Raw genomic sequence first — 17,918 nt, forward strand, 5'->3', positions numbered from 1 at the left:
ATACCGGTCAACTAGGCCTGAGACAAAATACGAGACCCATGGACTTGCTGCACTCCTAGTGCTCCTACAATATCCTTATAATTATGACCAGTGATGCCACCACCGGGCAAAATCTCCATCTTTTCAGGTGCCCAACGACAAAGTGTTTGCAAATGGGCCAAGGTCTTTGTAATTGGTACTTGCAAGGGGCCGCCATGGGTTAAGACCCGCTTAACCCCATGATCTGCTAACCAAATAAGCGCCTGCTCTTGATACTCAAACCGAATCGCATCGAAGGCCATATGGCATACGACTTGCATTGGTGCAGCGGCTTCAATTAACTTTAGCATAGTCGCCCGATCTAAGTATCCATCCCCTGTCACTGCACCAAAGGTAACACTTTGCACTCCGAGGGCCCGAAAACGTTTTAAAGTCGCTAACATCATTTCAGTTTCTCGATGGTTATAGTAAAAATTACCTGCTCGTGGTCGTACCATCACAACCACTGATACCGCATACGGCTGTGCTAACGCTAAAACATTCCGAACTAAATCATCTCTCGGTGTTAACCCACCAACAGCTAGATTAGTATTCAATTCTAACCGATCAATGCCCTGATCTAGGGCCCATTGAATGACATTTAGGTCAGCAACTGGCATTTCTTTTAACATTATGACCTCATTTCAGTTTCTCTTTGAATACGCTTACTTTCTACTTGCCTAAACTTTACCATGATTCTGGCTAGCGTGCCATAAGCTTAAAGCTAGTAGAAAACAGCGTTAACAAATAAAAAGGTAAGCCAATATCCATAACAAGTCCTACCCCTACGGACAGGATGGACTCTTGTGCTGCCCTACAATTTAGAACTATGACTGAGGCTGACGTTGTCCTCAGAAGTGCGGTATACTAATTTGCTAGGAGCTATTTTAATAAATTTGTATCCATAGCGATAAAAATGGTAGGAGGCATTTTATGAATTACAAAAAAATCACTAAAATAATTGGCATTATTCTAGTAGGTCTCATGCTTGCTTATCTTTCAGCCCGCATACAATTTGTCCACAACGCTCAAATTAATCCAGATGGTCGCTTTCATCTGATAAGAATGGCATCAATCTATCAATCTCTTAGTGATGGTCACTTACCCGATATGGTGAATTTTTTTGGATTCAACCAACGTGGATTAGCAATAACTGCTGTGTATCCTTGGCTTGGAACATGGATGTTTATACTGCCAATGTTCATCTCACATAATCCAGCCGTTGTTGGTTTCATAGGCTTTTTCATCATCAACTTAATGACAATCGGTAGTATGTACGCACTCACCAAAGAACTAACATCAAAATGGTGGCTACGTTTCCTCGGGGTTTGTTTATATCAATTCAATGCATACCACTTTATTTTAATGTATCAACGTATGGCGCTTGGCGAGGCAATCGGCTATGCCCTCCTTCCCCTGGTCATGGCTGGCTTATTTAAGGTTTGGCGCAAAGAAAAGTACGGCTTCCTGTATGTAGGATTGGGCATGGGCATAATTGCAAATTCCCATATTCTTAGCCTAATTATAACTACATTACTGATTGTTATGATTGAACTATTGCGATTAGTCACACGACATGTGGAGTGGTTTGAGGTTAAAGAACTATTAAAAGCCGCTTTACTAGCGCTTGCTCTGTCAATTTATTCATTAACAAATGTTTTAGTATGGGGTAGATATAACCAGCTAATTCCACCAGTACCAAGAATTTCGCCAGTCGACCTTAATGCCTATATTCAAGAGACCCTCAGCAATACATTTATCGAAACTGCTTCACCAACAATGGGCTTAATTATCACCTTAGTGTTACTAACCCTCTTTGTTTTGTTATTTATTGTGCCAAAAGGTAACTGGCGGTATTGGTCAATTGCTGCTATCTTCCTATTCATATGTACCCTAAATTGGCTGCCCTGGCCTTTGTTCTTACATACACCTCTAACACTATTCCAATTTACCATGCGTCTATTTTGTCCGATTGCCTTATTTATTGCAATTGCCCTTGTTCTATTTTTCAATCAACAAAAAGAGAATAATAAGCCCATTGCATTACTTCTTTGCGCTCTATTAGCTATAACGACACTGTCAGGTGGGTATAAAGCTTACACAGATATTAAAAACCGACCATATCGAGAATGGCTTACGAATGATAACATGTCAAAACTAAAGAATAATGTAGAATCTGTTGATTATCTATTAGCAAAACCCGAATTAGTTGATAAACCATATTCATTTGGCCCTAATGGGAAGGCAACCAATCGGAATGAACGGGCAGCCTTTAATTTTGATAACGACAAAAAATTTACTGTCGTTAGCTCTAATTATCATTCAGTAACCTTTAAGCAGAATACACCAGCTACCAAAAAAGTACTATTAATTCCTGTAGTTGGTTATCATCACTATCATTATCAAGTTAAATTAAATGGGGTAAATGTGCCAGTTCGCAAAAGTGATGGTCAATTAAAGGTAACTTTACCTGATGATTTATTAAATAAACGCAATCAGGTAACAGTAACTGTTAATCATAATAATCGAAACCAGGTCATGTTTTTCATTTCCCTGCTTGCTAACATGGTGACCTTACTCATTTTCAGCGTCTTTATCATGAAACATTTATTTAAACACGTTGTTGCAAAATAGCTAACCAAGATTAATACCACTCGTTAGTGGGAGCAATCTAATCAGTGGGTGTATTTTACCCCTTCAAATACACATCCTCGAATGATCTCAGTTCAAACAGGATATGCATGCATACTAGGGGCGTTATTTGTATCAACCTATCCTCCACAAACCACCTTAGAACAATAAAAAAAGGACTTACCAAACTAAATTGGTAAGTCCTTTTTTATTAAATTACTTAGCGATCATTTCGTTGTATTCTTCACGAGAGATCACTGATACTTGACGGCGGTCACGGCCCAAACGACCGAACTTAACCACACCATCTGTCAAAGCAAACAAGGTATCATCACCACCGCGACCAACATTGGCCCCTGGATAGATATGTGTTCCCCGTTGACGATAAATAATTGATCCAGCTGTAACATCTTGTCCGTCAGCGCGCTTAGTTCCTAGGCGACGACCAGCAGAGTCACGACCGTTAGCAGATGATCCGCCACCTTTGTGGTGCGCGAACATCGTTAAATTAGTTAAATTCAATTGCATGATTCAAACTCTCCTCTCTCTAACGCCCTAGGCAATCGCGTCAATGACAACCTTAGTATAAGGTTGACGATGACCTTGCTTAGAATGTGAGCCCTTCTTAGGCTTATACTTAAAGGTAACAACCTTCTTTTGCTTGCCTTGCTTTTGTACGGTTCCAGAAACGGATGCACCTTCTACGTAAGGGGCGCCAATCTTACCGTCAGCAAAGACAACCTTATCAAAGACAACCTTATCGCCTTCAGCGTTTTCAAGCTTTTCAACGTAAATCACGTCACCTGGTGTAACCTTATATTGCTTTCCACCAGTCTCAATAATTGCATATGCTGCCATGAGTCTGCAGACCTCCTCTTTTTCCTTTGCTATTGCTAGCGACAACTTAGACTCACCGTGCCCGCGGACAAAACTGCCACTTACTACAGACAACGAATGGTTGCAGTTTGTGAGTTCCACAAACACAACGTGTCTATTATAGCCCATCGTACCCATTTAGGCAATCCCTAACTTAGAAATAGCCAGCCTACTAAGCTGACATACCGGCCAGTGTCAACTATGCTATGATAAATGTGCGATTATCTTTTAACATGTGAGGCTTTTTAACGTGAATACCCGATTTAAATTCTGGCCCTGGTTGGTTCTACTAACCCTACCCTGGCTTTTATTACTGCCGCTTTTACTAACTGGTACCCTATCATATCGGCATGATACCTGGTTTCATCTGATGCGGATTTATGAAATTCGTCAAGCCATGCTACACCAGGCCTTGCCCACGCTAGGCTCTTGGTTCACCTTTGGTCAAGCTGGGCAACTCATTCAGGGTCTCTATCCTAGTCAGACCCTCCTACCTCTGGTGGCCATCACGAATTGGCTAGCCCCGGTCCAACAAGTCTACTGTATCTTTGGTCTCATCCTTTGTGCCATTGCCGCCAGTAACTACCTCGTTTTCAAGGCTAGCCACTTAACCACTAATCAGGCCCTGCTAGCTGCGCTCACCGTTACTTACAGCATTCCCCTCATTAATTTGCTGGTCTATGGCCAATTACCACTCGCTCTGGTTTTTATTTTCATGCCACCAATTTTTTGGAGCCTTTACCAGCTGCAAACGAACACTCCCCATCCTGCAACAGCTACTGTCTTGGGGCTTAATATTGGACTAACCTTACTTACCCACTTACCATCTGCCTTTATTTTAATTTTATTAGTAGTGCTGATTGCTGGCCTTGACCTTATCAGTCATCGCCATCGCTTTCTCTCCTTTGTTCAAGCTGGTTGCTGGGCGCTGGGGATTGGCTTACCCACCTTGGTCACTATCTTAGTTGCTAGTAGTCAAACCTTGGCTGTCGCTAAAGTTGCCCAACGCTCCTTCTTTCAGTGGGGCCAGTTATTCGAAGAACATTGGCACCACCTAGGAATTGGCCCTTATTTTGGTTACACCCCGCTAACCCTGCTAGCATTAACCTACCTAGCTTTAACTCTGTGGCGCCATGATAACTGGCGACCACTTAAAATAGCTAGTCTAACTCTTTTCTTTATTTATGGCAGTAATTTAACCTTGCAGCCCCTAATTGAACTAGTCCAATTTCCACAACGTTTTTACCTTTACAGCGCGCAACTTGCTATTTTCATTTGCTTAGTCCGCTTGTGTCAACAACCCTTAGGTAAGGGGGTTTCGACCATTTTTTACATAGTTCTAGCCAGCGTGACCCTATTTTCAGCTGCTAAAACTGTCTTCCATGTTCACCAGCAATTACAAGCACAAACAACTTGGCAGGCCCAACCTGGTTATCACCGCCGACTGACTAAAATTACAAATCAGACTTATCAGCAACCGGCCTTCATTAACATGCGAACCTACCGCGACTACCTGCCGATTGAACAGGCTCCTTATGTTAAAGCTGGTAAAAAAGCCTTTTTTGCTTCTGAATATGCTCGGGATGTTAACCAGGCCCATTCAGTTAGGCCCAGTCATTTTTCTGGTAACGATTTGCACTTAGACAAAACGCAGCCAACTGACTTTGCCAGTCCAGTGACCGTGAATCCACCAAAACGGCAACACAGTGTTCCAAACGGCATTGATCTATGGGTGCACTTGCCCAAAAGTGGCCACTATGATTTACCAATCTGGCAATACCATTACTTATCCTATCAAGTCTTTGATAACGGTCAGCCTCGTATTAGTCGTGTTTCTAAACAAGGCCGCCTACAATTAAAGCTTCAGGCGGGTGATCATCACTTACAGATACGGCTTTTACTACCCACTTGGCTCCTAGCTGCTTACCTGACTAGTGCAACGAGCTTGGCCCTTTTAGGACTTTACTTACTTTGCCAAAAACGACCACCGTATAAAAGCAAAAACAAGGCGGGTTAGATTAAACCCGCCTTGTTTTTTTAATGGCGCTGCGACCAATAGTAACTCAGAATGGTTAGTAGACTAGCAACCACTAGCCAAGCTAGTAGATAAAGCTGACTGGCCCCCGAACTTATGACCTGTCCCGCTAGATCCGTCAAACGATTGCCAAAAAAAAGATCGTATTGTTGTCGGGCAGCCGCAGACATTCCCTTGAAAAAGCTATCTGCACTAGGCGCCATTAAAATCTGCTTAAATAACGCTCCCTCGTGCACAAAGGGCAAACTCAGGACTAACTTTTGTAAACTATTACTTAAAGCCCCTAGCGGCAGATAAATCCCCGCGACAAAGCCGATTAATGTGCCCACCATCGTACTGAAAATTGAAAATGACTGGAGACTTTTCATCATTGCTACCCAAGGTAATGCTAACAAACAGGCAAGCAGACTGGCAAAAACCATTAGCCCCACTAACTGGCTCCAGGCTACTAGGCTAAATCCCGTGAGACCTGACCAGCCCACAAAAATAATAGTACCCGCCAGGAAGGTAGCCCCGGTCGTGATAAACGTTAATATGACAGCTGAAATTAAATAGGCCAGCAACATGCGATAGGGCTTAACGCCCGCTATCATAAAGTCTGCTTGCTTTCCACTAACACGATCTTCCACCAAGACACTCAAACCATTAATGGCAGCAGTGGCTAGGGTGACTACTACCAGCCCACTAATTAACCAAAAATTAATCATCGTCGTTCCCGCAAGGCCCACATGTTGACTATGGATAGCCGCTTTTAATTGACTGATTTGTAGATTATTCAAAAAAAGTTTATACATCATAATTAAAATGGCGACTGAAATGAAGGACATGGCAAAGGAAGTCCGGTCCCGTAGGGTATACAATAGGTTCCGTTTAATTAGACTCAGCATGTAACACCTCCCGTTGAGCTTGCGCCAAGCGATTTAGATAGGCACCTTCTAAACTTTGTGGTTCATCCTTAAAATCAACTAACCGCCCCGTCTGATATGCATGATTAATGATGCTCATCTTCTCATCTAAGGATTGGTAAGGTAGCTGCTTAATCTCTACCTGGTCCCCAGTTGCTTCCTTCAACCATAAACGCAATTGGTTTTGTGAATAGGCTTGGATAAAATCAGCTGGTTGACCATCAAATTGCAAACGGCCCTCCAAAAGCACCAGCAATTGGTCGACATCCGCCATTTCTTCTAGATAGTGGGTAATCAAAATAATAGATACCTGATCCTGGTGCCGAATTTGTGTCAAAGCTGACCAAATATGTTGGCGAATTTCAGGATCAATTCCACTAGTCGGTTCATCTAACACCAATAAACGTGGCCGATTTAAAAGGGCACTTGCAATATCAACGCGGCGTTTCTGACCACCAGATAATTTACCATATGAATACTTGGCTAACTCATCAATCCCCAAACTGGGCGTTAATTCAGCAATCCGGGCAACAGTTGCCTTCTTGGATAATCCTTTTATCGCTCCTCGTGAAATTAGATTTTCTTTGACCGTCAGATAGTCGTCTAAGACACTTGTTTGATGTACGTACCCTGTAATCCGAGCACGTTCCCCTGCTGATAGTACATGCTGATTCTCATCCAACCACTCGACCTGCCCCTCAGTAGGTGTTAGTTGGTGACTAATTAGACGCATCAATGTTGATTTTCCGGCTCCATTTGGCCCTAAAACACCAATAAATTGCTGATCATGCAAAGTAAAGGAAAGATCCTTTAAAACAACCCGTTTCCCATACTGATGACGCAAGTGATTCACCTTTATTCTCATCTTATTTACCTACTTTCCCAAAAAATCTGACCATTAACCTACTCTTTGCATATAATAATCCCGGTAATGATATAAAAACAAGCAGTAATTAAAAAAACACCTCATTAATTAATGAGGTGTTTTACGATGTACCCGGTGGGGTTCGAACCCACAGTCGCTCGGGTAGAAACCGAGTGCATTATCCAGTTATGCTACGGGTACGACAGGTTAAACGGTGAAACCAAGCCACCGTTTAACTATTGTAGACTGATTTTCAAACTGGTGCAAGCCTCAAAAGTGTAGTCCAACTCAAGGTTAGTCAAGCTGACTGCAAAATTTGCAGCAGAACAGAATCTAATTCTTTTTCTGACAGTGATAACTCATTCAAGCCCAATTTAAGAAAGGACCGCCAAGCATGGGCAAAATCTGCCTGTCGCTTTTGATAATAGGCATTATTAAGCATGGTCAACATCCCCATATAGTGGTGGCCTAGTTGGCCTTTAGGAAAACGTCCTAGAGCCGTAAAATCCGCCTGCTCTAATACCATCAGATGGGTCCACTGTTGGGCCACACTAATATCTAAAAAGGCAACCAAGGCTTGTGCATAGATCGCCAAAACCTTGTCTGGCTGTGCCTTTACCTTCAAACTTGCAAAATTAGGATTAATCCCCTGTGTTTCGACCATTAGGGCATTGATTAAGGCTGATAAATTCAAGTAATCATTTAACAACCAATCTTGCTGTTTTAACGGCCGCTCCCAGAGCGGATGCCCTTGCCGTCGCCAATCTTGCGTTAACCGTAAATACCTTGCAATATCTAGCGTCATGCCTCGCCCTTCTCATCTCCTAGTTCATCCTGACGGTCTAACTCTTCCCCATCAAGATTCGTTTCGGTATCCTCAACACCTGGCTCACCCGCGGCTTCTTCCACCACTGTTTCATCTTCTGGTTGCACCTTTTGTTTAACAACCGTTTCATCTATCATTGGCGCCCGGCGTGCACCAACTAAGGGCGAAATTTCCCGTGGTTGACTCGTTTGCTGAGCAAACACCAGTTGATCATACGTCACTTCTACTGCTTTCCGTTCCTTCAAGTACCAAGCACCAATAAAGTCATAGTCCATTAACACGTCTAACCAAGAAACGGCATCCCGACCATCAATAACCTGGAAATACCACTGTTGCTGGCCTGGCAAATGCTCATCTTCCTCATAGAAGATCCGTACTTCAACTTGGTTGTCGAGCATAATGGCCGCCCCTTGTGGAATACTTTGCAAAAAGTAATCAGTTTCTGCCGAAAGGACAAATAACCGGTCTAACATCCCGGCCGGCATTTCATTTTGCACGAGCGGGTAGTGATAACTATCCTGTGTTTCGAGAATATTATAATCCACCTGATAGTCAAAGGTCCGTTCTAAATAACGTCCAAATTCAGTTAACATAATTGAAATGGTCCGAATTTGGGCAGCCGTTGCCTGAGGACGGAACTTAGCCACTAGCAAGTCCGTAATGGCTTTAGCATTGAACAATAACTGCTTGCGCTCCAAGGACCAATAAAAGAGCCGATAACCCGTTGCCAATTCTACAAAGTAGGCCCCCCCATTTTCATCTTGATTGACATCAAATTCAAAGGTTACTGGTAGGCCTAACTCCGGAATAATCATGGTCACTTCTTCTCGGGTCGCTGGCATCAAAATATCAAAACCACTAATACCCGCTAACTCTAAAAAACGATCCATTGCAATTAGATACCAGTCAGCGTGGCTATATTGACGCGGTACCTTTACCCAATCAAGCGGAAGCTGTGCTTGCGTGAGCTTACCAGCCAGTTGATGCAGTTCAACCGGATCATCACTTTGCGCCATCATCCTTGCATTGGCCAATAAGTCTTGAATAGCTGTTAGGTCATTTTCAATTAAATCTGTATAATTTACGACCCGTTCTCGTAAGCGCTCAGTCATTTTGCTCATCCTCCCGCTTTGCTAACTGACCTACATAATCTGCGTATAGGTTTGAAACAGCACTTTGGAAGTCAGTAAAGGTTCCAAAGGTGTCATTAATTGCCCGTTGTTCATAAATTAAAATGGTATCTTCTTTTGAATACTCTAAAATTTTCGCATTATTGGCTTCAATTTGTGCCGGCACCTTGGCAGCCTTAGCATCAGCTGCGTCTAATTTGGCTAGGGCTTGTTTTAACTGAGCCTGTTCTTCATTTTGATTTCGGCCCCCAAAAAAGCCACCCCGTTCCTCTAAACTACTCAATTTTTGTTCAAGCACTTGGCGTTGCTGATTTCGTTCTGGCTGAGCTTGAACAAGTCCCTGCAAAATTTCATTTGCCTTGGTCGTATCTTCAATTGCCGTGGCATGAAAGCGTGTCCCCTCCTGGGCGAGTTCAACTGACTTAACTAATTTATCGTATTCACCATCATCAAAAATAAAACGGACCGTGATTGGATCCAAAAAGCCAAATTGGCGTCGATCCCACCAGTTACCAAAGTAAAGGCGAAAAACCCCTAGCCGTTCCTCTTCATAATAAAAGAAAGGAAAACGGTCAGATAAATAATCAATTAACTGTTGGCCTAAATGATGACTTAAGTCAAACTTCACGTCTGAAATTAAGGCTGCTAGCGACTCGTTACTATCTGCATGGGGAGCCTTACGAATGGTTTCATTATATTTTTGGCTGTCAATGAGCTCGTAAATTCGTCGATCATCCCCCTTGCTTAAGGCTTCCTGGATAGACTTAATATAATCCACTTTTACTTGTAGCTTTCCATCAAGAACCGCATTCACATTGGTAATTGATGATTTAATATAGGGCATTTGCTCCATGTGTACATCCCTCCATATCGACAAATCACACAAGCTTTACTAATACCCCTATCATACATCCAAATCTAAAAAACAGGGTTATCATCTCACGATGATAACCCTGTTTTTTAGAAGATTTTAGAAAATTTTAGTATTGATCGAGATAATTATCAATTTCCCACTTTGATACAGCCTGACGGTAAGATTGATATTCAAGCCGCTTAGCATCAATAAAGGTCCGCGTCATCACTGGCCCAATTGCTGCCTTCATGACATCATCTGTTGAAAAATCATCAATGGCGGCCAAAAGCGTATCCGGTAGATCTTTGATGCCCGCCTTCTTGCGCTCACCTTCATCCATCAAGTAGATATTTTGATCAACAGAATTGTTTGGCTCGAGCTTCCGCCGAATACCATCTAGGCCCGCTTCTAAGATGGCTGCAAAAATCAAATATGGGTTGGCTGTTGGGTCAACTGACCGCAATTCCAGCCGCGTTGATTGACCTCTTGAAGCTGGCACCCGCACCATTGGCGAACGGTTAGAACCAGACCAAGCAATATAGACGGGGGCTTCAAAACCAGGGGTTAAGCGCTTATAAGAATTAACGGTTGGGTTAGCTAACGCAGTAAAATTAGCTGCATGGTCTAAAATTCCACCTAAGAAATGGTAGGCTGTCTGTGATAGTCCTTCCTTGTCCTTTGGATCATAAAAGACGTTCTTTCCATCCTTAAAGAGTGACATATTGATATGCATACCGTTTCCATTAATTCCTGAAACGGGCTTTGGTAGGAAGGTTGCATATAGGCCGTGCTTACGTGCAATGGTTTTGACAATCAATTTAAAGGTTTGAATATTATCAGCAGCCTCTAAAGCATTAGCATACTTAAAGTCGACCTCATGTTGTCCGGGGGCCACTTCATGATGTGCTGCTTCAACTTCAAAGCCCATTTTTTCCATTTCCAGAACAATTTCACGTCGGGTATTTTCGCCCATGTCCAAAGGCGCTAAATCAAAATACCCCCCTTTATCATTAAGCTTCATCGTTGGATGACCGTCTGCATCCATCTTGAAGAGAAAGAATTCAGGTTCAGTTCCTAAATTAAAGGACGAATAACCAGCATCCGTCATTTCCTTTAGCACCCGTTTAAGGTTGTTGCGTGGGTCACCAGCAAAGGGCTCTCCATCTACTGTATAGATATCACAAATAATACGGGCGACCTTACCGCCATGTGCATCCGTTGCCCAAGGGAAAATCATAAAGGTCGTCAAGTCTGGATAAAGATACATATCAGACTCTTCAATTCGCACAAACCCATCAATGGAGGAACCATCGAACATCACTTTATTACTCAGAAGCTTATCCAATTGTGATACTGGCAACTCAACATTCTTAATGTTGCCAAAAACATCTGAAAACTGTAAACGTAAAAATTCAACGTTTTCATCTTTTATTAATTGTCGAACGTCGTCTTGCGTATAGTTCTTGCGTCCCATGCCCTTCTCCTTTATGATTACCTACTGCTTACCGAAACTAGTACTCTTGTTGATCGCCAAAACGACCAATCTTTAATAACTCATTTGCCAGAAAGTGTCGTAGCTGCTCATCATCTTCGGTTGACTTAGCCATGGCTTTACGCATTTGCTTTTCTTCTACCTGACGAATTTCAGCTACTGTATAACCTGCGTCCATATAATCAGCAATTTTTAATAAGCGGTCAATATCAGCTAACGAATACCGCCGCTGTTTACCGGCCCCTCGCTGGGGCTCAATCAAACCTTGCTGATCATAATAACGTATTTGGCGATCTGACAAACCAGTCAGTTCACGCACAGCACTAATCGGTAGCACTGCTAAATCACGACGTAATTCCCGTTCGCTCATCGTCCCTGACCTCCTGTACAAGTGGTATTGTAGCACCAATTAAGCTCCTTATATGGGTAAATGTTAATTATTCTGACATGAAAGCCTTAATTTCTGTTGTTAAAGGTTTTACCATGTCTGGTTTTTCTATAAGATCAAGCCAATGAATATCAGTAAACTGATTTTTAAACCAGGTTAACTGGCGTTTTGCATAATGTCGTGACGCTGTTTTTAGCACTTCGCTTGCTTGGGCTAATGTTGCCTCGCCAGCCAAATATGGAAATAGTTCCTTATAACCAATCGCCTTTTTAGCGGTGGCCTCAGCTGGCAGGTCATAGACCAATCGAGCCTCATTCAGGAGCCCGTCTGCTAACATGCTGTCTACTCGTTGGTTAATTCGCTTATACAAGTATGCTCGTTCCGTATTCAAGCCAATGATAAAGGCATCATAGCGCCGCTTTGGTTGCGGTTGTAAACTAGAAAAAGGGTGCCCCGTTTGTTTTGATACGAGCAAGGCTCGTTTTAAACGCCTAATTTGACCCGGCAAAATCCGTTCTGCACTGATTGGATCTACTTGGGCTAAGGTTTTCCGTAATGTTGTTTCACCATCCCTTTGCACCTGTTGATTCCAATATTCTTCAAAAGCAGAATCTGGATGTTCTTGAATCTTCGCTAAAGGACGATCGCCAAGTAAGGCTTGGACATAAAAGCCCGTCCCACCGACCAAGATTGGTAGTTTGCCCCGGGCAGTAATTTCTTGAATTGACTTTTGTGCCATTTGGACAAACCGTGCCACCGAATAGTTTTCATCAGGATCTGCAACATCAATTAGATGGTGGGGTACCAGCGCTTGCTCCGCAGGAGTAGCTTTAGCTGTCCCTATGTCTAAACCGCGATAAATTTGCATCGAATCACCTGACACGATTTCCCCATCAAGTGCTTGCGCTAGGCTTAGGGAAAGTGCTGTTTTGCCAACTGCGGTTGGCCCAACAATGACAATCAGTTTTTGCATTTTTGCTCCTCATTTAAATTTACTGGCTTTCCAGCCATATCCTTGGATAAAATATGTTAAAATTATGTTAAATACTTAGAAATAAAAGGAGTGTCCGCTATCATGAAAAAATTTGGTTTGGGACTAGTAACTGGCGTTTTAGGGACCATTGCTTCTGCTGCCATGGCTGGATTTGCTTACCACAAGCAGGTTATTGAGCCAATCGAAGACGAAGAGGCTAAGTTTGAAGAAACAGAGTTAAAGGCAGCCCGTAAAGCGGCCCACTCACATGGCCCTCGCTTTTAAGCGACTATATTAACGAAAAGCGACTGTGAATTCACAGTCGCTTTTTCTTTAGCTTTGATTTGATTTCGTCCGACCATCATACATCGTAAAGCCACCCTTTAAGATGTAAATGTTCTCATAACCATCTTTATGTAACTTCTTAGCCATTCGGCTGGCCAGCTGCATATTCGAATCGTATAAGAAGACTGGTTTATCACGGCGCAAGGCAGCATGATTTTCCTGTAACATAGCATATGGAATGTTACGAGCACCAAAGACATGCTTGACCTTAAAGGCACCGGCATCGCGCAAATCAATAATTTGATGCCCCCGGCCCTGTTCTTCAAAATCATGCGAATCTAACAAGGTCGCATGTTGTTTAGCAAAGTAGTGTGTCTGCAAGTATAACCATCCCAACCAGACTGAAATCAGCACTAAGCCAATAAATAAAATTGTCCACATCCGGTATACGTCCTCTTTCTAACAGTTTCTATAAATTTTAGCAGAAAATGACTGCCTTGGCGAATAAAAAGAGAGCCAATCAAGACTCTCTTAATATAAGATTATTGATTAAGCATGAGCCGCTTGGTTTTGTAAGGCAAGTGAAGCAGCCCCATAGGCACCGGCATCATTGCCAAGTTCTGCTAAGCGTAATTCCGTAACGTCACGTGTTGACTTAAAGGCAAACTTTTGGAAGTTTTCATCAACTCGGTCCAATAGGAAGCGACCAGCAGCCGACACACCACCACCAATGACAATCTTTGATGGGTTCAGAATATTAGCTAAATTGGCACAGGCCAAGCCAAGGTAGTAAGCAACCTTATTAACTACTTCATTAGCCAAGAAATCATCCTGCTTGGCTAAATCAAAGACAATCTTTGATGTTACTTCGTCACCATTATCTAAGAGTTGCTTTAACTTTGAATTACCTGCATAAGCATCCGCAAAATCGTGGGCTAGATGCACCACACCGGTAGCAGATGCGTATTGCTCTAGGCAGCCATGATTGCCACAGGTACATAGGTAACCATCAGGTTCAACAACCATATGGCCAACTTCACCAGCCGCCCCTGAAACACCATGAATTAACTTACCTTCATGGATCAAACCACCACCGACTCCTGTACCTAAGGTGATAAAGGCTACATCGGGCTCATTATTTCCAGCACCGCGCCATTGCTCACCTAAGGCAGCTGAATTGGCATCATTATCGATGGCTACTGGTAGGCCAACTCCAGCTTCAATTTCAGCGCGCACATTTTGTGGTTCACGCCAATTCAAGTTAAAGGCCCCCTTAACCGTTCCCATCTCCTGGTCAACAGTTCCCGGTGTCCCCATTCCAATCCCGATAACCCGTTCCTTGGGCAATTGATATAGGTCTAAATGATGATTGATTGACTGAATAATGTCAGGAACAATATGTGAACCTTCATCCATAATGTTGGTCGTAATTGACCACTTTTGTTGAATATCACCCTCTTTAGTCATAATGGCAAACTTGACCGTTGTCCCCCCAAGGTCAATTCCAATTAGCTTATCTTTTTCCATGTTATATCCTCGCTTACTATTTTTATATTTGTTAGGTCCGCCTAGAGCTTAATCGACCCGGCAAACGATTGTAATCGTTTTCTTCACAAGGAATATTATAGCCTAATTAATACAAAAATTTCAAGATTGACCAGCAATAAATGTTTCTTTTGCTAACTACGCGCCGCCAATTCCATTTCATGCTCATGACGTAAAACCAGTTTAATTTGTGCATAATCATCAGCTGTAAGTAAACCCGCCCGGTAGAGATTATCAATTTCAATAGCCGCTAATTCGATATCCCAGAGCCGATCACCCAGGTGAATATAGATATTAAATTGTTTGAGTAAGGTTAAGACATCAATAAATTTCCGCATTAGTAGCCTCCAAAACGAACATAAATCCAAAGGCCAAGTGCGAACACCAAAAGGCCACATAAGACCAAGCCTAAGCTGCTACGCCCGCGTGGCCGTCTAAACGTTTGCTTAGCATAGGTGCTCTGTAACAAAGCAGGGGCCAACAGACCTCCACCAATGAACCCCACGGCATGGGCCCAATGACCAATATTAGGCGTAAAGATATCAAACAAAACGTTTAACGCCACGAATAACAGCATGGTCTTGGCCTGCCCCTGCCAAAACCCGGGCCGTTTTTCCATCCAGCCCAAATAAATAATTGCTGCAATTAAACCAAAGACACCTCCAGAAGCACCAATGCCAATCGTTCCTAACCGGCTAAGAAATGCCAATTCTGCTAAATTACCTGTCACAATACTAAATAAGAAAAGGGCTGCTAATTGCCAGTGACCCAAAGCACTCTCCAAAATCCGACCAAGATAGTAAAAAACCAGTACGTTTAATAGCAAGTGCATCCCATTGGCATGTAAGAACCCTGCCGTCAAGAGGCGCCACCATTCGTGGTGTAGGATAATGTCGGGTGCATCTTGAGCCCCCATCTTCAATAATATAGCTTGTGAAATGGCCAGGCCCCCGGATAGCACAAGCTGCATGACAAAGACCAACACCATACCTATCGTCAGCGTGAGCGTCACCGGTGCTAGTTGCCAATTCTGCTTAACTGTTTTCATCATCTTGTTGCTGTACTCCTTTTAACAACCGCACCGTTTGAACACGGTAGTCACAGACTTCAACCGGCCAAATAGGGGTCGGATAGTAATTAGCTGGCAACGTCACCCCAACCGTTGCCGCATTGGGAACTCGTATTAAAAAGCGGTCATAGTAGCCGCCCCCAAAACCTACCCGGTCACCGGCTTGGCTATAAGCTAGACCGGGCACCAGCACAAAGTCTAGCTGCTCTACCTCACTTAAGGGGGTGCCCACTGGTTCTAACATCCCATAAGGGTGCCGTTCGTAAGTCGTATCCTGGTTTATTGGAATGAACTCTAACTGCCGCTTTGGTGCCACCCGGGGTAGAAACACATCTTTCCCTTGCAATAGGGCCGTCTCAATTAACAACTGGGTTGGTAGCTCACCCGTTTGGGAAAGCGTGAGGGCCACACGCTGTGCCTTTTGCCAGGCCGGCAACCCCGTCACTATCTGCACTAGCGCTTGCATTGCGTAACTACCATGTCCGGTCAAATAGTCACGATAGTTAGCTTGAGCGCATTTTCGTATCTCTGCTTTTTCAATCATTCTGAGCCTGCTCCTAACAGTTCGCCTTAATTTCTCTAGTCTAACATAGTCAACAACTCTGGATAAAATAAAATCTCCTTACCCTAAGGTAAAGAGATTTTTTCGCGATCAAAATTAATTATTGGCCAGTGCGCCCATCGGATCCCAAGGGCCCAAGACCTTTGGCTCAGTAGCAAGTGCTGCTTGCTGTTGCGTTGATAGTAAGTCTTTGCGCACTACAATTTGATAGGTATACTGGTCCATCCAAGCATCACTCATCACAAAAAAGCCGTCCGCGCCAACTTTGTCACCCCAACTATTTTCAACCTTCCATTTAGTTGGTACCTGGTCAACCAAATCAGCACCCGTTAACACCATAGCATGGGTCATCATACTTTCGCCGTAGGCTAACCGTTGGGCCTTGGTCATATCAAAGTCAACATCAAAGAGGGCATTAAGATCATAGGCATTTGCTGCCATAATTCCCTTATCACGGATTGATGACTGTCCTACATCGCACCCAAACCAAACTGATTCGCCGGCTTGCAATTGCTTTAAGGCCAATTCCTTCAACTCTGACATTGGCAGGTTAAGATACTTGACTGGCTTGCCATCAACGACATTACCTAACATATCAACTGTATAGGTCTGCATAAAGGGCTTATCTGCCGTTGGTGCATTAATAATGCTAACATAGTCGTCAAAATCCATCCGTCCATATTTTTCAAAAAAGGCTTGGGGGGTCATCGCCTTTTCATGAACAAAGTTCCCCTCTGTATCCCTAAACTCAAAGTCAAAGTGCTCAGGGGGCAAGCCTAGGGACATCGCCAGCACATTATACACATCTTGCAAAAAGGCTTGTCGGTGCTGGTCTATGTCATCGGCACTTGCTTGATTAGCAACTAAGTGTCGTAACGTAATTGCTTGCTTACGCAAGAGCTGATTTAGGGTAGCGTTTAATTCACTTGAATTTTCTGAGCTGGCTGTTTCGGGCATGGCCGTCTTAGGCACCATACCGTACTTTTTGAACAAGGATACCACCATGTCCCACTGACCACCGTCTTGTTGCGGTGTTGCTAATAAAAAGGCCACCTTACGACTTGTTACCGGTTCTTGAGCCGTTGCAATAATATTGTCATAGAAGTAATTGGCCTTTTCGTACTTATCCCAAAAGTAAGTATAATTTTGAGATAGTTCAAAGTCCTTTAACTGGAAATTAGTGGTCATTTGGTGTCTAACGGTATTCAAGGCCGCAAACATCCAACAACGACCGGACTTTTTTTGATTAGCTACCTTACCAGTCGCTAAGTCCAATGAAAAGAGCGGCGTATTCTCAACCACGGCCGCTTCATTCTCGGCCGAGGCTTTAATGCCATTCTTCCAAACGGCGCGTTGCAGAGCCCTTTGCTTGTCATTTGCTAAAAATGCTGCCCGAAAAGCAGCGGTTTCATCTTGATTAATTGCGCTCATGTTAAACTCCTTTTTCATATTTCTCTCATTTTAT

20 protein-coding genes, 1 tRNA gene and 1 other annotated feature are annotated in these 17,918 nt (G+C 43.3%); of the genes, 3 read left to right on the plus strand and 18 right to left on the minus strand.

The annotated features are described in order from the left end of the window. Window positions 1-11: 11 nt before the first annotated feature. Window positions 12-650 (minus strand): copper homeostasis protein CutC, encoded by a 639-nt coding sequence (locus tag G414_RS0102980; protein WP_022791377.1) that lies wholly within the window; start codon window positions 648-650, stop codon window positions 12-14. A 301-nt stretch (window positions 651-951) separates the two neighbouring features. Here G414_RS0102980 and G414_RS0102985 point away from each other — a divergent pair, with 301 nt between their 5' ends. Then, window positions 952-2,652 (plus strand): hypothetical protein, encoded by a 1,701-nt coding sequence (locus tag G414_RS0102985; RefSeq protein WP_022791378.1) that lies wholly within the window; start codon window positions 952-954, stop codon window positions 2,650-2,652. A 213-nt stretch (window positions 2,653-2,865) separates the two neighbouring features. Here G414_RS0102985 and rpmA read toward each other — a convergent pair whose 3' ends face one another. Further along, window positions 2,866-3,177 (minus strand): 50S ribosomal protein L27, encoded by a 312-nt coding sequence (rpmA, locus tag G414_RS0102990; protein ID WP_022791379.1) that lies wholly within the window; start codon window positions 3,175-3,177, stop codon window positions 2,866-2,868. Between the two features lie 27 nt (window positions 3,178-3,204). Beyond that, window positions 3,205-3,507: a 50S ribosomal protein L21 gene (gene rplU / locus G414_RS0102995; RefSeq protein WP_022791380.1), complete on the minus strand. Its 303-nt coding sequence runs from the start codon at window positions 3,505-3,507 to the stop codon at window positions 3,205-3,207. A gap of 38 nt (window positions 3,508-3,545) precedes the next feature. After that, window positions 3,546-3,619 (minus strand) — a sequence feature (ribosomal protein L21 leader region). A gap of 156 nt (window positions 3,620-3,775) precedes the next feature. Here rplU and G414_RS0103000 point away from each other — a divergent pair. Next, the gene (locus G414_RS0103000; protein WP_022791381.1) at window positions 3,776-5,542 is read left to right on the plus strand and encodes a hypothetical protein; all 1,767 of its coding nucleotides are present in this window, start codon (window positions 3,776-3,778) and stop codon (window positions 5,540-5,542) included. 20 nt (window positions 5,543-5,562) lie between these two features. On the opposite strand, the gene G414_RS0103005 is transcribed toward G414_RS0103000, so the two are convergent. The 9 genes from G414_RS0103005 to miaA form a co-directional block, all read right to left on the minus strand. After that, window positions 5,563-6,447, minus strand: a complete 885-nt coding sequence (locus tag G414_RS0103005; protein WP_022791382.1) for a hypothetical protein — start codon at window positions 6,445-6,447, stop codon at window positions 5,563-5,565. Next, complete coding sequence (locus G414_RS0103010; protein ID WP_022791383.1) at window positions 6,431-7,330, minus strand: ABC transporter ATP-binding protein; 900 nt, start codon at window positions 7,328-7,330, stop codon at window positions 6,431-6,433. The genes G414_RS0103005 and G414_RS0103010 overlap by 17 nt, the downstream gene beginning before the upstream one ends. Before the next feature lie 127 nt (window positions 7,331-7,457). Beyond that, a tRNA-Arg gene (locus G414_RS0103015) sits at window positions 7,458-7,531 on the minus strand. 97 nt (window positions 7,532-7,628) lie between these two features. Beyond that, on the minus strand, window positions 7,629-8,135 hold the full coding sequence (locus G414_RS0103020; protein ID WP_022791384.1) for a hypothetical protein: 507 nt from the start codon (window positions 8,133-8,135) through the stop codon (window positions 7,629-7,631). Further along, window positions 8,132-9,268, minus strand: coding sequence for a hypothetical protein (locus G414_RS07175; protein WP_201782289.1), 1,137 nt, complete (start codon window positions 9,266-9,268; stop codon window positions 8,132-8,134). The genes G414_RS0103020 and G414_RS07175 overlap by 4 nt, the downstream gene beginning before the upstream one ends. Beyond that, window positions 9,261-10,139: a hypothetical protein gene (locus G414_RS0103030; RefSeq protein WP_027694519.1), complete on the minus strand. Its 879-nt coding sequence runs from the start codon at window positions 10,137-10,139 to the stop codon at window positions 9,261-9,263. The genes G414_RS07175 and G414_RS0103030 overlap by 8 nt, the downstream gene beginning before the upstream one ends. Window positions 10,140-10,266: 127 nt before the next feature. Next, a complete protein-coding gene (gene glnA / locus G414_RS0103035) occupies window positions 10,267-11,613 on the minus strand; it encodes a type I glutamate--ammonia ligase (protein ID WP_022791387.1) in 1,347 nt (448 codons plus the stop codon). 37 nt (window positions 11,614-11,650) lie between these two features. Next, entirely contained in the window at window positions 11,651-12,001 is a 351-nt protein-coding gene (locus G414_RS0103040) for a MerR family transcriptional regulator (protein WP_022791388.1), read from the minus strand. A 67-nt stretch (window positions 12,002-12,068) separates the two neighbouring features. Beyond that, window positions 12,069-12,992 (minus strand): tRNA (adenosine(37)-N6)-dimethylallyltransferase MiaA, encoded by a 924-nt coding sequence (gene miaA / locus G414_RS0103045; protein ID WP_022791389.1) that lies wholly within the window; start codon window positions 12,990-12,992, stop codon window positions 12,069-12,071. A gap of 102 nt (window positions 12,993-13,094) precedes the next feature. On the opposite strand from miaA, the gene G414_RS0103050 reads away from it, so the two are divergent. Further along, complete coding sequence (locus G414_RS0103050; protein WP_022791390.1) at window positions 13,095-13,277, plus strand: DUF3042 family protein; 183 nt, start codon at window positions 13,095-13,097, stop codon at window positions 13,275-13,277. Between the two features lie 48 nt (window positions 13,278-13,325). Here G414_RS0103050 and G414_RS0103055 read toward each other — a convergent pair whose 3' ends face one another. The 6 genes from G414_RS0103055 to G414_RS0103080 all read right to left on the minus strand — a co-directional run bounded on the left by G414_RS0103055 (window position 13,326) and on the right by G414_RS0103080 (window position 17,884). After that, window positions 13,326-13,718, minus strand: a complete 393-nt coding sequence (locus tag G414_RS0103055) for a rhodanese-like domain-containing protein (RefSeq protein WP_022791391.1) — start codon at window positions 13,716-13,718, stop codon at window positions 13,326-13,328. A 108-nt stretch (window positions 13,719-13,826) separates the two neighbouring features. Next, complete coding sequence (locus G414_RS0103060) at window positions 13,827-14,804, minus strand: ROK family glucokinase (protein WP_022791392.1); 978 nt, start codon at window positions 14,802-14,804, stop codon at window positions 13,827-13,829. A gap of 152 nt (window positions 14,805-14,956) precedes the next feature. Continuing rightward, complete coding sequence (locus tag G414_RS0103065; RefSeq protein ID WP_022791393.1) at window positions 14,957-15,160, minus strand: YqgQ family protein; 204 nt, start codon at window positions 15,158-15,160, stop codon at window positions 14,957-14,959. Next, complete coding sequence (locus G414_RS07180; RefSeq protein ID WP_022791394.1) at window positions 15,160-15,873, minus strand: rhomboid family intramembrane serine protease; 714 nt, start codon at window positions 15,871-15,873, stop codon at window positions 15,160-15,162. The genes G414_RS0103065 and G414_RS07180 overlap by 1 nt, the downstream gene beginning before the upstream one ends. Then, the gene (locus G414_RS0103075; RefSeq protein ID WP_022791395.1) at window positions 15,857-16,435 is read right to left on the minus strand and encodes a 5-formyltetrahydrofolate cyclo-ligase; all 579 of its coding nucleotides are present in this window, start codon (window positions 16,433-16,435) and stop codon (window positions 15,857-15,859) included. Before G414_RS0103075 ends, G414_RS07180 begins: the two co-directional genes overlap by 17 nt. 114 nt (window positions 16,436-16,549) lie before the next feature. Beyond that, window positions 16,550-17,884: a C1 family peptidase gene (locus tag G414_RS0103080; protein WP_022791396.1), complete on the minus strand. Its 1,335-nt coding sequence runs from the start codon at window positions 17,882-17,884 to the stop codon at window positions 16,550-16,552. Window positions 17,885-17,918: the final 34 nt, after the last annotated feature.

Source organism: Weissella halotolerans DSM 20190, from assembly GCF_000420365.1.
In the GTDB taxonomy this organism is placed as follows: domain Bacteria; phylum Bacillota; class Bacilli; order Lactobacillales; family Lactobacillaceae; genus Weissella; species Weissella halotolerans.

Coding starts and splice junctions, on each gene's coding strand:
- G414_RS0102980 (WP_022791377.1), bottom strand. CDS start 650: ATGTTAAAAGAAATGCCAGTTGCTGACCTAAATGTCATTCAATGGGCC.
- G414_RS0102985 (WP_022791378.1), top strand. CDS start 952: ATGAATTACAAAAAAATCACTAAAATAATTGGCATTATTCTAGTAGGT.
- rpmA (WP_022791379.1), bottom strand. CDS start 3,177: ATGCAATTGAATTTAACTAATTTAACGATGTTCGCGCACCACAAAGGT.
- rplU (WP_022791380.1), bottom strand. CDS start 3,507: ATGGCAGCATATGCAATTATTGAGACTGGTGGAAAGCAATATAAGGTT.
- G414_RS0103005 (WP_022791382.1), bottom strand. CDS start 6,447: ATGCTGAGTCTAATTAAACGGAACCTATTGTATACCCTACGGGACCGG.
- G414_RS0103010 (WP_022791383.1), bottom strand. CDS start 7,330: ATGAGAATAAAGGTGAATCACTTGCGTCATCAGTATGGGAAACGGGTT.
- G414_RS0103020 (WP_022791384.1), bottom strand. CDS start 8,135: ATGACGCTAGATATTGCAAGGTATTTACGGTTAACGCAAGATTGGCGA.
- G414_RS07175 (WP_201782289.1), bottom strand. CDS start 9,268: ATGACTGAGCGCTTACGAGAACGGGTCGTAAATTATACAGATTTAATT.
- G414_RS0103030 (WP_027694519.1), bottom strand. CDS start 10,139: ATGGAGCAAATGCCCTATATTAAATCATCAATTACCAATGTGAATGCG.
- glnA (WP_022791387.1), bottom strand. CDS start 11,613: ATGGGACGCAAGAACTATACGCAAGACGACGTTCGACAATTAATAAAA.
- G414_RS0103040 (WP_022791388.1), bottom strand. CDS start 12,001: ATGAGCGAACGGGAATTACGTCGTGATTTAGCAGTGCTACCGATTAGT.
- miaA (WP_022791389.1), bottom strand. CDS start 12,992: ATGCAAAAACTGATTGTCATTGTTGGGCCAACCGCAGTTGGCAAAACA.
- G414_RS0103050 (WP_022791390.1), top strand. CDS start 13,095: ATGAAAAAATTTGGTTTGGGACTAGTAACTGGCGTTTTAGGGACCATT.
- G414_RS0103055 (WP_022791391.1), bottom strand. CDS start 13,718: ATGTGGACAATTTTATTTATTGGCTTAGTGCTGATTTCAGTCTGGTTG.
- G414_RS0103060 (WP_022791392.1), bottom strand. CDS start 14,804: ATGGAAAAAGATAAGCTAATTGGAATTGACCTTGGGGGGACAACGGTC.
- G414_RS0103065 (WP_022791393.1), bottom strand. CDS start 15,160: ATGCGGAAATTTATTGATGTCTTAACCTTACTCAAACAATTTAATATC.
- G414_RS07180 (WP_022791394.1), bottom strand. CDS start 15,873: ATGATGAAAACAGTTAAGCAGAATTGGCAACTAGCACCGGTGACGCTC.
- G414_RS0103075 (WP_022791395.1), bottom strand. CDS start 16,435: ATGATTGAAAAAGCAGAGATACGAAAATGCGCTCAAGCTAACTATCGT.
- G414_RS0103080 (WP_022791396.1), bottom strand. CDS start 17,884: ATGAGCGCAATTAATCAAGATGAAACCGCTGCTTTTCGGGCAGCATTT.